This is a genomic window from Leptotrichia sp. oral taxon 221 (assembly GCF_018128245.1).
Lineage (GTDB): Bacteria > Fusobacteriota > Fusobacteriia > Fusobacteriales > Leptotrichiaceae > JABCPH02.
This window is the reverse complement of record NZ_CP072378.1, coordinates 1,549,336-1,564,194: the sequence shown is the minus strand read 5'-3', so window position 1 is coordinate 1,564,194 and position 14,859 is coordinate 1,549,336. Positions and strand designations below refer to the sequence as shown.

12 protein-coding genes are annotated in these 14,859 nt (G+C 29.7%); 11 read left to right on the top strand and 1 reads right to left on the bottom strand.

The features are described from left to right. Positions 1-25 precede the first annotated feature (25 nt). Positions 26-856 (bottom strand): glucosamine-6-phosphate deaminase, encoded by an 831-nt coding sequence (nagB, locus tag J4863_RS06895; protein ID WP_211618051.1) that lies wholly within the window; start codon positions 854-856, stop codon positions 26-28. Between the two features lie 212 nt (positions 857-1,068). Here nagB and gpmI point away from each other — a divergent pair, with 212 nt between their 5' ends. The 11 genes from gpmI (at position 1,069) to J4863_RS06840 (ending at position 14,851) form a co-directional block, all read left to right on the top strand. Next, the gene (gene gpmI / locus J4863_RS06890) at positions 1,069-2,604 is read left to right on the top strand and encodes a 2,3-bisphosphoglycerate-independent phosphoglycerate mutase (protein ID WP_211618050.1); all 1,536 of its coding nucleotides are present in this window, start codon (positions 1,069-1,071) and stop codon (positions 2,602-2,604) included. A gap of 319 nt (positions 2,605-2,923) precedes the next feature. Then, entirely contained in the window at positions 2,924-3,946 is a 1,023-nt protein-coding gene (gene hrcA, locus J4863_RS06885) for a heat-inducible transcriptional repressor HrcA (RefSeq protein ID WP_211618049.1), read from the top strand. A gap of 3 nt (positions 3,947-3,949) precedes the next feature. Further along, positions 3,950-4,528 (top strand): nucleotide exchange factor GrpE, encoded by a 579-nt coding sequence (gene grpE / locus J4863_RS06880; protein ID WP_211618048.1) that lies wholly within the window; start codon positions 3,950-3,952, stop codon positions 4,526-4,528. A 99-nt stretch (positions 4,529-4,627) separates the two neighbouring features. Beyond that, positions 4,628-6,454 carry a molecular chaperone DnaK gene (gene dnaK / locus J4863_RS06875; protein WP_211618047.1) on the top strand — a complete coding sequence of 609 codons (1,827 nt, stop codon included), beginning with the start codon at positions 4,628-4,630 and terminating at the stop codon, positions 6,452-6,454. Positions 6,455-6,792: 338 nt separating this feature from the next. Then, positions 6,793-7,041, top strand: a complete 249-nt coding sequence (locus J4863_RS06870; RefSeq protein WP_211618046.1) for an AbrB/MazE/SpoVT family DNA-binding domain-containing protein — start codon at positions 6,793-6,795, stop codon at positions 7,039-7,041. Beyond that, the gene (locus J4863_RS06865) at positions 7,035-7,370 is read left to right on the top strand and encodes a type II toxin-antitoxin system PemK/MazF family toxin (protein WP_211618045.1); all 336 of its coding nucleotides are present in this window, start codon (positions 7,035-7,037) and stop codon (positions 7,368-7,370) included. Before J4863_RS06870 ends, J4863_RS06865 begins: the two co-directional genes overlap by 7 nt. A gap of 117 nt (positions 7,371-7,487) precedes the next feature. Next, complete coding sequence (gene dnaJ / locus J4863_RS06860; protein WP_211618044.1) at positions 7,488-8,681, top strand: molecular chaperone DnaJ; 1,194 nt, start codon at positions 7,488-7,490, stop codon at positions 8,679-8,681. A gap of 221 nt (positions 8,682-8,902) precedes the next feature. Then, complete coding sequence (rplS, locus tag J4863_RS06855; protein ID WP_211618043.1) at positions 8,903-9,253, top strand: 50S ribosomal protein L19; 351 nt, start codon at positions 8,903-8,905, stop codon at positions 9,251-9,253. Positions 9,254-9,430: 177 nt separating this feature from the next. Continuing rightward, positions 9,431-10,876 (top strand): signal peptidase I, encoded by a 1,446-nt coding sequence (gene lepB / locus J4863_RS06850; protein ID WP_211618042.1) that lies wholly within the window; start codon positions 9,431-9,433, stop codon positions 10,874-10,876. Further along, a complete protein-coding gene (locus J4863_RS06845; RefSeq protein WP_249111496.1) occupies positions 10,876-11,448 on the top strand; it encodes a GNAT family N-acetyltransferase in 573 nt (190 codons plus the stop codon). The genes lepB and J4863_RS06845 overlap by 1 nt, the downstream gene beginning before the upstream one ends. A gap of 22 nt (positions 11,449-11,470) precedes the next feature. After that, the gene (locus tag J4863_RS06840; RefSeq protein ID WP_211618041.1) at positions 11,471-14,851 is read left to right on the top strand and encodes a DEAD/DEAH box helicase; all 3,381 of its coding nucleotides are present in this window, start codon (positions 11,471-11,473) and stop codon (positions 14,849-14,851) included. Positions 14,852-14,859: the final 8 nt, after the last annotated feature.

The window sequence follows — 14,859 nt, the reverse complement described above, 5'->3', positions numbered from 1 at the left end:
TTATTTTCCTCTCATATTATTAATTTTATTTAAAAGTCAATAATTCTTCTTTCATTTTTTCTAAATCAATATTTTTTGATTCAATATCTTTAAAATATCTATAAGTTTTTACTTTTAAATCAGAAACGGCGTCTTCGTCAACGATTAAAAGAGCTTTTCGATGTAGTTGTAATGCAGAAATAGTCCACATTTGAGTAACACTTCCTTCAATTCCGTAATAAGCGGCTTGTGATTTTTTGTATCCGTTAATGATAGTCAAAATTTCTTTCGAATCTAAAAGTGTTCCAACTCCAACGGTTAAAGCTAATTTTGGAACTTTTTCAACATCATGGTCAAAAAATCTAGAATTTGCTAAAATTGTGTCATGTGTAAGTTCTTTACTACGAGTTCGTGAACTTAGCGAAGATCCTGGTTCGTTAAAGGCAATGTGTCCGTCTTCTCCAACTCCGCTTAAAAACAGAGTTATTCCTCCAACTGATTTTATTTTATCTTCGTATCTTTGACATTCGGCTTCTAAATCAGTTGCCATTCCATTTGGAATATTAATATTTTCTGGTTTAATATTGATGAATTTGAAAAAATGTTCGTGCATAAAGTAGTGATAACTTTGTTCGTTATCAGGCGATAAACCTACATATTCATCCATATTAAATGTAATAACATTTTCAAATGAAATAATTCCTTCGTTATATAAATTGATTAATTCTTTGTATGTTTTTAAAGGTGTAGAGCCAGTAGGTAGACCTAAAACAAAAGGTTTTTCAGGAGTTGGCTTGAATTTTAACATTTCTTTTGCAATTCGATAAGCGCTCCATTTTGCTGTTTCGTTGCTATTTTTTAAAATAATAACTCTCATAATTAAATTTCCTTTCTTAGACAAGATAGTCGTTTATTTCCAAAAAGAAAGTAAACATTTCCAATTTTAATTATACATTGATTTTATTTTTAGTCAATAGACAAACATTTTTGAAATATTTTTTTAAAAAAGTATAAAATTTCTTGATAAATTATTAAAAAATTTGTATAATGTACAGGTAATTAATAATATAAATGGAAGGAAGAACTAGAATGAAAAAAAGACCAGTAGTTTTAATAATTTTAGACGGTTGGGGAATGAACCACCACAATGACGAAGTTGATGGAGTAAAATTGGCTAATCCAATAAATTTTAACAAATACGTTAAAGAATACCCATTCACTGAATTAAGAGCAGACGGAGAGTTTGTAGGATTACCAGAAGGGCAATTTGGGAACTCAGAAGTTGGACATACAAATATTGGTGCTGGAAGAATAGTTTATCAAATGTTACCAAAAATTTCTAAAGCAATTAAAGAAGGAACAATTTTAGAAAATAAAGTATTGTCAGATGTTATGGAAACAACAAAAGCTAATGGAAAAGCATTACATATCACTGGATTGACTTCAGATGGTGGAGTTCACTGCCACATTGACCATTTAATCGGATTAGTTGACATGGCTAAGAAAAAAGGATTAACTGAAATTTACATTCATGCAATTATGGATGGAAGAGACACTGCGCCTGAAAGTGGAGTGGAATACTTAGCACAATTACAAAAAGCATTAGATGATTTAGGTGCTGGTAAAATTGCAACAATAGTTGGAAGATACTACGCAATGGATAGAGATAATAACTGGGATAGAGTAGAATTAGCTTACAATGCATTGACTTTAGGAGAAGGAAATGTAGCAGCTACAGCTGAAGAAGCTATCAAAAATTCTTATGCAGAAGGAATTACAGATGAATTTGTAAAACCAGCAAAAATTGGTTCAAAAGACAATGGATTAATTAAAGATGGAGACGGTGTAATCTTCGCAAACTTTAGACCTGATAGAGCTAGACAATTAACTAGAACATTTGTTGACCCTGAATTTACAGGATTTACAAGAAAAGTTTATCCTAAAGTTAATTTCGTTACAATGGCTCAATATGATATTACATTTGCTTCACCAGTAGCATATCCACCTGAAGAAATCGTAAATGGATTTGGAGAAGTAGTTTCAAAAGCAGGATTAACTCAAGTAAGAACAGCTGAAACTGAAAAATATGCACACGTTACATTCTTCTTCAATGGTGGTAAAGAAGAACCTTATCCAGGAGAAATCAGATTGTTATCTGACTCACCAAAAGTTGCAACTTATGATTTACAACCTGAAATGAGTGCTTATAAAGTAAAAGAAAGATTAATCGAAGAATTAAACACTGGTAAAGTTGACACAGTTATATTAAACTTCGCAAATCCTGACATGGTTGGACATACAGGAAATGTAGAAGCAGTAATGGCAGCTTGTCAAGCAGTAGATAACTGTACAGGACAAATTGTTAACAAAGTATTGGAATTAGATGGAGCAGTATTAATTACAGCAGACCATGGAAATGCTGATTTATTAGTAAATCCTGAAACTGGAGCACCTCATACAGCTCATACTGTAAACCCAGTTCCATTCATCTTAATTTCAAATGACTTGAAAGACGTTAAGTTAAGAACAGACGGTAAATTAGCTGATTTAACACCAACAATGTTAGATTTATTAGGTATTGAAAAACCTGCTGAAATGACTGGAGAAACTTTAATTGTTAAATAATAAATAATTAAAATTGAATAGTTTTAAAAAAGGGTAGGTTTTGCTTATCCTTTTTTGTTTGGTGAGTATTTAAATTATGAAGTATAAAATTAAAATAAATAAAAAATTATATAAAAATTACTAATTTTAAAAAAAATAAAATTTAAGAGTTGTTTAGGATGTTGATTTTTAAAGGTTTTTGAAGATGATTAGTTTTTTTGTAAAAAATTTAAAAAAATTTTAAAAAAGTGTTGACAAATTTTTCAAAATGTAGTATAGTATATCTGTAATTAGCACTATGAGTTAGTGAGTGCTAACAAAAAAAGGAAGGGATACAGAGATGAATGAAAGAGAACAGTTGATTTTAAAAGCTATAATCAAACATTATCTCGAATTTGGTGAAAGTGTAGGGTCAAGAACTTTAGAGAAAAAGTACAATATCGGAGTTTCTTCAGCTACAATTAGAAATACAATGGCTGATTTGGAAGATAAAGGTTTGATTAGCAAAACACATACATCTTCTGGAAGAATTCCTACAAGTGAAGGTTACAGATTATATGTGGAGGAACTTATTAAAATACGAGATATTTCTCAAGAGGAAAAAGCAAAAGTTTTACAAGCGTATAATAAACGAATGAACCAAATAGATATGATATTTGAAGAGACATCGAGGCTACTGTCGAAAATTAGTCAGTATGCAGGAGTTGTGTTGGAGCCAGCTATAAAGCAGGAAGGAATTAAGAAAGTAAAGTTAGTTCATATTAATGATACGACTATTCTTGCTGTAATAGTTATGGATTCATATTTAACAAAAAACTTGAGTGTGTATCTGGAAACGCCTTTGAATGAAGAAGGGGTTGAAAATATTAATAGGTTTTTGAATGAAAAAATCAGAGAAAAAGAAGTATTTACACTATCTGATTTAGGAGAATTCTTCACAAATACGGAGTTATTCGTACCAGAAGGTTTTCAGGAAGATAAAGGTGTAGATGAAGGGAAATTATTTTTTGAAGGGGGTTCGAATTTATTAGAAGGCAATGTCTCAGATGTGATGAAAATAATTGATCGAGTGAAATTGTTTAATAATCCAAAAGATTTAAGAGCAGTATTTTCACAATTTATTCAAAGAGAGCAATATAAAGATGGTGAAGTGAATGTTATCTTTGGAGAAGATTTGAATATACCTGGCTTGGAAGATTTCTCGTTTGTATTTTCGGTTTACACATTGGGAAATGCTAAAGGTGTTATGGGGGTAATAGGTCCGAAACGGATGGAATATTCTAGAACAGTTGGTTTGGTAGAATATGTTTCAGAGGAAGTGAAACAACTTTTAGAAAAAAATAATAAAGGAGAAGTGAGGTAGACGATGTCAGAGAAAAAAAATGAAAACGAAGAAGTAAAAGATAAATTAAATGCAGAAAATGAAGCAAATGAAACAAAAGAAAATGCTGATTCTACTGCAAAAGAGGAAGTTAAAGAAGAAAATCCTTGCGAAGTAATCGCAAAACTTGAAAAGGATTTGGAAGAATGGAAGAGTTCTTATACAAGAAAATTAGCTGAATTTCAAAACTTCACAAAAAGAAAAGAAAATGAAGTTGCTGAAATGAAAAAATATGCTTCTGAAGGAATTATTACAAAATTATTAGATAATATTGATAATTTAGAAAGAGCTGAACAAGCTTCTGCTGAAACTAAAAACTTTGACGCATTGGTTGAAGGAGTTAATATGATTTTGAGAAATCTGAGAAATCTTTTGACTGAAGAAGGTGTTGAAGAATTGGAAGCAGCGGAAGGTGTGAAATTTAATCCTTATGAACATCAAGCGATGATGACTGAAAATGTGGAAAATTTAGACAATGATGTTATTGTGAAAGTGTTTCAAAAAGGATATAAATTGAAAGGGAAAGTTATTAGACCAGCGATGGTAACAGTTAATAAAAAGTAATTTTGTAAAAGTTATAATTTGAAAATTCAAAAAAATGGATTTAAAATAATACTTTTATAAAAAAATTAAATAAATTGAAAATTAAGGAGAATGATATATATGAGTAAAATAATAGGAATAGATTTAGGGACAACAAACAGCTGCGTGGCAGTTATGGAAGGTGGAAACTTTGCGATAATACCAAATAGTGACGGAGGAAGAACTACACCTTCAGTAGTAAATATTAAAGATAATGGAGAAATTATAGTTGGGGAAATTGCTAAAAGACAAGCAATTACAAATCCTGATTCAACAGTAATTTCAATTAAAACACAAATGGGATCAGACTATAAAGTAAATATTCATGGAAAAGATTATACACCACAAGAAATTTCAGCAATGATTTTGAAAAAATTGAAAAAAGATGCTGAAAGCTATTTAGGAGAAACTGTAACAGAAGCAGTAATCACTGTACCAGCTTACTTTACTGATGCTCAAAGACAAGCAACTAAAGATGCAGGAGAAATTGCAGGACTTACAGTAAAAAGAATTATTAATGAACCAACAGCAGCAGCATTATCTTATGGATTAGATAAGAAAAAAGAAGAAAAAGTGTTAGTATTTGACTTAGGTGGAGGTACATTTGACGTATCAGTATTGGAAATTGGAGATGGAGTAGTAGAAGTTATTTCAACTTCAGGAAATAACCATTTAGGTGGAGACAACTTTGACCAAAAAATTATCGACTGGTTAGCTGATGAATTTAAAAAAGAAACTGGAATTGATTTAAGAAATGATAAAATGGCAATTCAAAGATTAAAAGATGCAGCAGAAGATGCTAAGAAAAAATTGTCAACTACATTAGAAACACAAATTTCATTACCATTCATCACAATGGATGCAAGTGGACCAAAACATTTGGAAAAGAAATTAACTAGAGCAGCATTTGATGAATTGACAAAAGACTTGGTTGAAGCAACTAAAGGGCCTGTTAAACAAGCGTTAGAAGATGCAAACTTAGATCCAAGTGGAATTGATGAAATCTTATTAGTTGGTGGATCAACAAGAATCCCAGCAGTTCAAGAATGGGTTAAATCATTCTTTGGAAAAGAACCTAATAAATCAATTAACCCTGATGAAGTTGTAGCAGCAGGAGCAGCTATCCAAGGTGGAGTATTAATGGGAGATGTTAAAGATGTATTGTTATTAGATGTAACTCCATTGTCATTAGGAATTGAAACAATGGGTGGAGTATTTACTAAGATCATTGATAGAAATACTACTGTGCCAGTTAAAAAATCACAAGTATTCTCAACAGCAGCAGATAATCAACCAGCAGTATCAATCGTTGTATTGCAAGGGGAAAGAGCCAGAGCGGCTGACAACCATAAATTAGGAGAATTTAACTTGAACGATATCCCACCTGCACCAAGAGGAGTACCTCAAATCGAAGTAACATTTGATATTGATGCAAATGGTATCGTGCATGTATCTGCTAAAGATTTAGGAACAGGAAAAGAAAACACAGTAACAATTTCTGGTTCATCTAATTTGTCTAAAGAAGACATCGAAAAAATGAAAAAAGACGCTGAAGCAAATGAAGCTGAAGATGCTAAATTTAAAGAATTAGTAGAAGCTAGAAACCAAGCTGACCAATTAGTAATTGCAACTGAAAAAACTATAAAAGAAAATGAATCTAAATTGCAAGGAACTGAAAAAGAAGACATCGAAAAAGCAATTGAAGAATTGAAGAAAGTAAAAGATGGAGACGATATCGAAGCAATCAGAAAAGGAATCGAAGAATTGTCGAAAGTATCTCAAGGATTTGCAACTAGAATGTACCAAGAAGCAGCAGCAGCTCAACAAGGAGCACAAGGTGGAACTGAAGGAAATGCAGATAATGGTTCTTCTGAAGATGATGTTCAAGATGCAGAAATTGTTGATTAATTGCAAATAAGTAATTTTATAAAATATTTATAGTAAGTGATGATAGAGATGAAATAATACTCGAAAATCTTAAACGATATTTAAAAGATAAAAACGATTTTAAACATATAAAAAACGATAGAAAAAATAAATAACAGAAGAGAACTTTCGGGTTCTCCTTTGTTTTAGTAGTATTTTAGGTATTCAAAAAATGTAAAGTTTTAAAATAATTTTCTTTTTTGTAAGTATAGATAGTATAATAAAATGTAATTAAAAGATATAAAAATGTAAAATATTATTGTTTTTTCACATAAAATAGTATATACTATGTATATACTGAATGTAGGAGGTTTTTCGAGATGTTACTTATCAAAATTTCAAAATGGGGAAATGGTCAAGGAATAAGAATTCCCAAAAATGTTTTAGAATTGTTAAAATGGAAAAAAGATGATGAATTGGAGATGATTATTGAAAAGGGAAATTTAAAAATCCAAAAAGTTGAAAAAGAAAAAAGGAAAACAATAAAAGAATTGTTTGCTAATTATGATGGAAGTTACGAAAAACAAGAAATTGATTGGGGAGAGCCACAAGGTAAGGAAATATGGTAAAACAAGGAGATATAATAAAAATAAATTTTAATCCACAAAAGGGACACGAACAAGCAGGATATCGTCCAGCTATTGTTGTGAGTAATAATACTTTTAATAGAGTTTCAAAACTTGTTTTTGTCTGTCCAATTACAAATTCAATAGATAATTTTCCACTTCATATAAAGTTAGATACTCGGACAGTTACTACAGGAATCATCTTATGTGAACATCTTAGATCTTTAGATATAGAGGCTAGAGATTATAAAATTGTTGAAAAATTACCGAAAGATATTTTACAGAATGTTATAGATATAATTTTTTCTGAAATTGATATTGAAAATAATTAGATATTTCAGAAAATAAACAAAAAAAGAGAGAAACTCTTTTTTGAAACATTGAAATAAAAGCAAAATAATGCGAAAGAAAGGAGTACATCTCTGAAAAAAAGGAGGTGTAAGTGGGAAATGGCAAAAAGAGATTATTATGAAGTGCTTGGAGTAGCAAAAAATGCAAGTGAATCAGATATAAAAAAGGCGTATAGAAAAGCGGCGATGAAATATCACCCAGATAAATTTGCTAATTCGTCAGATGCTGAAAAAAAGGATGCGGAAGAAAAATTTAAAGAAATAAATGAGGCTTATGAAATTTTGTCAGATGCACAAAAAAAAGCAGCTTATGATCAATATGGACATGCGGCATTTGAAAATGGTGCTGGTGGAGCTGGTGGCTTCGGTGGAGGCTTTAACGGATTTAGTGGAAATGCACAAGGCTTTGATTTTGAAGATTTGGGAGATATTTTTGGAAGTTTCGGAAGTTTCTTTGGTGGCGGTGGAAGAGGTCGTAGCCAAGGTCCAAGAGTAAAAGAAGGAGAAGACTTGAGATATAATCTTGAGTTAACGCTTGAAGAAATTGCAAAAGGTGTAGAAAAAGAAATTAAATATAAGAGAGAAGGAAAATGTCACACTTGTCACGGTTCGGGAGCTGAGCCAGGTCATAACATGAAAACTTGTCCAAAATGTAATGGTTCTGGACATATTAGAACTCAACAAAGAAGTATTTTTGGAGTGCAAGTTGTAACACAAGAATGTGATGAATGTCATGGAACAGGAAAAATACCAGAAAAAGCTTGTAGTACTTGTCATGGAACAGGTCTTGAAAAAGAAACTGTTACTAGAAAAGTAAGAATTCCTTCAGGAGTTGAAACAGGACAAAGATTAGTTGTCAGAGATGGAGGAAATGCAGGTGGAAACAACGGTATTTTCGGAGATTTATATATATTTATAACAGTTAAAAAACATGATATTTTTAGAAGAGATGGATTCGATATTCACTGTGAAGTGCCAGTTAAGATGACGACGGCTATTTTAGGTGGAGAAGTGGAAGTACCAACTCTTGAAGGAAAAACTAAGATAAAAATACCTGAAGGAACACAATCAGGAACAATATTTAGATTGAGAGATAAAGGAATAAAACAACCTTCTAGTGATAGAAGAGGTTCAGAAATAATACAAGTAAAAGTAGAAGTTCCTACTAATTTGACTGAAAAACAAAAAAATATTTTAAAAGAATTTGATGATACTTTAGGAAGTAAAAATTATAAAGAAGGTAAGTCATTTAAGGATAAAATAAAAAGATTTTTTCAAAAATTTGAAGGATAAAAAAGAAGAATAAATTGATAATTAGTATTCATATTTTTTTCTTTTATTCTTTTTGTGAAGTGATAAAAAAGAAAATATTTTTTTGAAAAAAATTCTTGTAAAAATAAAATAGATATGATAAAATATATAAAGTAAAAAAAGGATATTCCGCTTTTATTGTTGCTGCCAACTAGTGTTGGTATAGGTAAAATGAATGTCTAGAGAAGAAGGGAGTGAATTTCTTGAAAGAGAAATTAATCGAATTAGTAGAAAAAGATTATTTGAAATCTGATGTACCTCATTTTAAAGCTGGGGACACAATAGCTGTTCACTATAAAGTAAAAGAGGGGAACAAAGAAAGAATACAGGTTTTTGAAGGTGTAGTAATTAGAGTATCTGGTGGAAGTGTTGCAAAAAACTTCACAGTAAGAAAAGTATCTTCAGGAATTGGTGTTGAAAGAATAATACCTTTAAATTCTCCATTAATCGAAAAAATCGAAGTTAAGAGAATTGGTAAAGTAAGAAGATCAAGATTGTATTACTTAAGAAACTTATCAGGAAAAGCTGCTAGAATTAAAGAAATTAGAAAGTAGCTCAAAGCTAGCGTTTGCTAGCTTTTTTATGTTTTATGGATTTAGTTATTTGTAAGCACAAAAATGTGTTTTTAAATTCTAAATTATGAGTTATTAAAGCTAGATATGTTTTAAAATAAAAAATGAGTTTCGAAATAATGATTAGATTTATAAAAAATTAGAGAGGGATTAAATAAGATGAAAATATTATTATGGGTTATTTTTTATCTGATAACTTCGATATTTCTTTTGTATTTCTTTGTGAGAGAGAAAAAAGTAATAGGATTTATTAGAAAAAAAGAAGATGACGTTTTGAAAAAGTTTCCATTGCAAAGTAATGGGAAAAGTATAACATTGGGAAATATTCTGACATTAGTTGCATTGGTTGTTACTGCCTTATTTTTTGTTTTAGTTGATAAAACTTATGATCGAACGATAGCGATAAAAATATGGGGAGTTTACGGAATATTTATTTTAAATTTAGTGTTTTATGTAATGAAGAAAGAGCATGAGTGGATTTTTTTAGGGAACTTAGTTATGATGCTTCTTGGAAGATTGATGTTTAATATTCTAGATCCAAAATATTATGTTTATTTGGCAATAAATGTGGTTTTATCGTTGATATTAGTTTATTTGTTTAGAAAACCAGCTGAAGAGAAAATTGATGAAAAAACGATTTTAAAGGAAATTGCCGATGCGAAAAGTGAAGATGAGTATTTATTAGATAATTCAATTTCGATGGAAGATAAAATTGAGATTACGAAAGTTAGAAGAAGTTCTTTTGGAAAAGCGGTTACGAGAATTAGTAATTCGTTGTTAGCTGTGATTTTGGTAGGATTAATTCAAGTGTTTTATATTGGGAACTATGTTATTCCATCAGGATCTATGGAGCCAACAATTTTGATAAAAGATAGAGTGTTTGCAAATATGATAAAATATAGATTTACAGCACCGAAAATTGGGCAAATTATTGCATTTAAAGAACCAATGGCTAATACTGTGATGTATACGAAAAGATTGGTTGGAGGACCTGGAGACACTTTGCAAATTGTTAATAAAAGAATTTTGATTAATGATAAAGTTGAAGAAATTTTGAATAGACCTTATAATCAAGAAGGAGTATTGAATAATAATAAGATTTATATTCCTAAAAAAGGTGATAAAGTTAAATTAGATAAAGTTATTGCTATTAATAAAATGTCTGGATATGCAGCTGATAATACATTTGTAGTTTATACTAGATGGGATGATTTTGCTAATGGAACTGAATTTAAAAATTTAACAGGGAAAGAGTTTTTGCAATTGATAGGAACGCAAAAAGGGTATAAAGATATAATTGGTGTAAATGACGGTCCTTATAAAGAAGATGATCCAAAAACAAATACGTACTATACTTTTACATTGAAAGTTGAAGGTAGAAATGAAATGGTAATGCCAATTATGGATTTCAAATATGATGATGCGTTATTTACAAAACTTTTAAATGGAGAAACAATTACATTGGATAAAGATTATTATATGGCTATGGGAGATAACACAGGAAATAGTTTTGATTCGAGATATTTTGGTAATGTTTCAAGATCTAGAATTAAAGGTGAATTATTAGTTAGATGGTGGCCATTGAATAGAATAGGATTATTGTAATGGATAAAGATAAAATGTTAAAATTAGAAATAGAAAAAACAAAAGAAATTGAAAATATTGATTTAATGAGAATATTACAAGAAATGACAACAATTCACAATAATAATTTTCACAATAAAGTTAATGAAAATTATTTTAAAGAAATCTTTTTAAGTAAGCAGTATGATTTATACTGCTTATTTAATATTAGAGACAAATCAGATGAAAAAAATTATGAAATTAAAAAAATAACTGAAAAAATGGGAAAAAATGAAAATATTTCTTTTGGATATATTGTATTTTATGATACAATATATAGTCTAGATTTATTTGAAATAGCAATTGATGGTCAATATCAAGGAAAAGGATTTGGGAATGAGCTTCTTGAAAAATCTTTAGAAATGATATTATCTGATAAAAAATATAAAGATCGAGACAAAGAAGAAATGAAAATATTTTTAGAAGTAAATCAAAAAAATTTGAATGCAATAAAATTGTATGAAAAAAATAATTTTGAGGAAATTTCGGTTAGAAAGAATTATTATGGATTAAATGAGGATGCTCTTATAATGGTAAAGAGTTTAAAGAAATGATGTGAAACTGAGAGGGAGGAAAATGTTACAAAAAAGTATATTAGGAGAGATCAAAAAGAAAATCACGCCAAGCATTTATACGATTGGAAAAGAATACTATGATAAGAGATTGGGGAATTTAACAGCACTTTTTGCTGATGGAAATGTGATGACAGTCGAAGGTGAGTATAAGGAAAATCATGTTTATAAGACTTCTTTGACATTTGATCAAGAAAAAGTGGAATTTTTGGAAGCTGATTGTGATTGTATGTTTTTTCAAAAAAGTAAGAAAAATTTATGTAAGCATATAATTGCGTTGGGATTTATGTCTGATAAATCGAAGAAAGTGTCTGAGATTATTGGAACGAATGAGGCTGAAATGTTGTTTGAAGATGAATTTGAAGAGGATAACAAAAATGATAAGATCATTGAAGAGCCTAAAAAAGTAGAGAAAAAAGCAAGTAAAGAAGTTAAGGATAAAAAAGAAAGTTTGACTTTAAAAAAAGCTGAAGAGAAAGAAATTGAAAAAGAAGGAAAATCTGTTCAAAAAGAAATTTCTGAAAAGGATTTTGAGCTTGAAGATGAGGAAAAAGAATATAATTTAGACAATTTGATTGATAGAATTGATGAAATTAGAATGAATCAAAAAGAGCTTGGAAAAACTGAAAAAGAAGAAATGCAGGAATTAAGACTTGAAGTTGAGATTGATGAAGGGAGTTATAGTGATTATAAATATGGTTATGGATATGATGATGACTATAATCCTGGATATGTATTGAGATTGAAAACAGGTTTTTCAAAAACATATTATATAAAAGATATTTTGAAATTTGTGAATGCGGTAATTGAGGAAAGCGAGTACAGTATTAGTACAAAAATTAAATATAATCCTGTAAATTGTTATTTTAATGAAAGTGACAAAAAAATTATTGAGGCAATTTATGAATATCATAAAGAGATTAGTAGTGTTGTCGATAATGGAATCAAGGATAAAAAAGGTTTAAAAGTGTATGAAATGCTGTTGAATAAGCTATTGTTGGCTATGAAAGATGGTAGAAATATTCTCTTTTTAGGAGAACGTAGACAAATTTTGAATAATTATGAGCCGATATTTTTGTTGGAAAATGGGAAAATTAAATTGAGAAAAATTAGAAGAATGACTTCTTTTGGTGGATTTTTCACATTTGCAAATGATACGACGAAAATTTTTAAAATGGCTGAAAATGAAGAAAAATTATTGAGAAAATTGTCGGGAATGAATTTGATAGGCTTGAATCAACTTCCAGATGAAACAAATCAAAAATTAAAAGAAATTTTGGAAAATGAAAATATTAATATTGCTGAATATGTTGATAAATCTGGGACTGTAGATGTTTATGTTCAAGAAATGGAAAATAGGCAATTATTGAGAATTAGTTTATCAAATATCGTTCAATCGATAGAAAAAAATGGGAAATATTTTATTCCAAGAAAAAATGTTGAAGTATTTGAAGAATTGAAAACGCTTATTAAGGAATTGACGTTTAAAGAAACTGAGGATTATGAAGAGGAAATTAACGAGGATACTTCTATAATGGATTATGAGGCACTTGGAAAACTTTCAGAAATTATTGATAAAAAATATCGTGATAAAGTGAAAATTCATTTGGATACGAATATAAAAAAGGCTAAGGATATTCATGTGAACATTGAAGTAAAAAAGGCTCAAAGTGATATGTTAAATATTAATTTTGAGGTGGAAGGAATAGATCCAATTGAGATTGAGAATGTGATAGAAGCTATTAAAAATGAGAGAAAATATGTGACTCTTTCAAGTGGAGAGCTTGTAAAAATAGCAAATAAAAGTGTTGAAGAATTGCTAGGAATTGTGGATTCGATTTCGAATATAAAATTGGGAGAAAATAAAATTTCTAAGATTAAGGCGTTGCAATTGGCACAGGTTTCTAGAACGGTACAAGATGAATTAGAGAAATTGGATGAATTTAAAGAATTGTTTCATAAAATTAAGAATCGTAAGGAACAGGAACCAACTAATATTAACGTAAAATTATTTCCGTATCAAAAATTAGGATTCAACTGGTTGAAAAATATGTATGATGTTGGATTTGGTGGAGTTTTAGCGGATGATATGGGATTGGGAAAAACATTGCAGACAATTTCGTTGTTGAATGAAATTTATCGTGTGAAAAAAGATTTTTTTGCATTGATAATTGTTCCAAGTTCGTTGCTTTATAACTGGAAAGAGGAAATTATTAAATTTTCTGGGATAAAACCGATTTTGGTTGAAGGAACGGCTGCTCATAGAAAAGAATTGATTGAGAAAAAGAAAAAAGGATTGTTAATTACGACTTATCAGGCATTGAGAAATGATATTGATGAGTATAAAAACAAAAAATTTGAAATAGTAGTTTTAGATGAGGCACAAAATATAAAAACGGCTACTTCGCAAATAAAAAAAGCGGTTATGAAATTAAATAGTAAAGTTAATTTTGCATTGACAGGGACACCTGTTGAAAATAATATTTTGGAATTGTGGTCGATATTTGATTTTGTGTTGCCAGGATATTTGGATAATCTTACGAAATTTAAAAAAACTTACAAGGAAGCGCTGGTAAATCCTAATTCTGCGAAAGTTACTAATTTAAGAGAAATTATTGCGCCATTTCTTTTAAGAAGAACTAAAAAAGAAGTGTTGACAGAGTTGCCTGAAAAAATGGAATCGAATATGATTGTAACATTGAGCAGTGAGCAAAAACAACTTTACTTATCGTATGTAAAACAAGCGAAAAAAGAAATGAAAAAATTCAATGAAAATGAAAATAATAGAATGAAAATATTGGCGATTTTGACTAAATTGAGACAAATTTGTAATTCGCCAACATTGTTTAAGGAAGATTATAAAGGTGAGGTTGCAAAACTTCAAGTATTGAGAGATTTATTGCCTGATATTACAGAAAATGGTCACAGATTGTTGATTTTTTCGCAATTTGTTGGGACATTGAAGGAAATTGAGAAGGAATTAGTTGATTTGGGAATTGAGTATTTCTATATTGATGGAAATGTAAAATCTAAAGAAAGAATGGAGATTTCTAAAAAATTCAATGCTGGGCAAAGACAAGTTGTGCTTATTTCATTGAAGGCTGGAGGAACTGGATTAAATTTAGTAGGAGCGGATGTTGTAATTCACTACGATCCTTGGTGGAATGTGGCAGTTGAAAATCAAGCGAGTGACAGGGCCTACAGAATTGGACAGAAGAAGAGCGTTCAAGTCATTAAATTAGTGACAGAAGGAACGATTGAAGAAAAAATTATTAAAATTCAGGAAAATAAAAAGCAGCTTAGTGAAAATCTGTTAGAAAGTAAAGATAATGACAAAGTATTGTTTGAAATGAGTGATAAGGAATTGATGGATTTATTGGCGTAAAAATTTTT

Bases quoted from the DNA above. Each gene is read 5' to 3' on its own strand.
- J4863_RS06845 (WP_249111496.1), top strand. From the start codon at position 10,876: ATGGATAAAGATAAAATGTTAAAATTAGAAATAGAAAAAACAAAAGAA.
- hrcA (WP_211618049.1), top strand. From the start codon at position 2,924: ATGAATGAAAGAGAACAGTTGATTTTAAAAGCTATAATCAAACATTAT.
- nagB (WP_211618051.1), bottom strand. From the start codon at position 856: ATGAGAGTTATTATTTTAAAAAATAGCAACGAAACAGCAAAATGGAGC.
- J4863_RS06840 (WP_211618041.1), top strand. From the start codon at position 11,471: ATGTTACAAAAAAGTATATTAGGAGAGATCAAAAAGAAAATCACGCCA.
- grpE (WP_211618048.1), top strand. From the start codon at position 3,950: ATGTCAGAGAAAAAAAATGAAAACGAAGAAGTAAAAGATAAATTAAAT.
- J4863_RS06870 (WP_211618046.1), top strand. From the start codon at position 6,793: ATGTTACTTATCAAAATTTCAAAATGGGGAAATGGTCAAGGAATAAGA.
- dnaJ (WP_211618044.1), top strand. From the start codon at position 7,488: ATGGCAAAAAGAGATTATTATGAAGTGCTTGGAGTAGCAAAAAATGCA.
- gpmI (WP_211618050.1), top strand. From the start codon at position 1,069: ATGAAAAAAAGACCAGTAGTTTTAATAATTTTAGACGGTTGGGGAATG.
- lepB (WP_211618042.1), top strand. From the start codon at position 9,431: ATGAAAATATTATTATGGGTTATTTTTTATCTGATAACTTCGATATTT.
- dnaK (WP_211618047.1), top strand. From the start codon at position 4,628: ATGAGTAAAATAATAGGAATAGATTTAGGGACAACAAACAGCTGCGTG.
- J4863_RS06865 (WP_211618045.1), top strand. From the start codon at position 7,035: ATGGTAAAACAAGGAGATATAATAAAAATAAATTTTAATCCACAAAAG.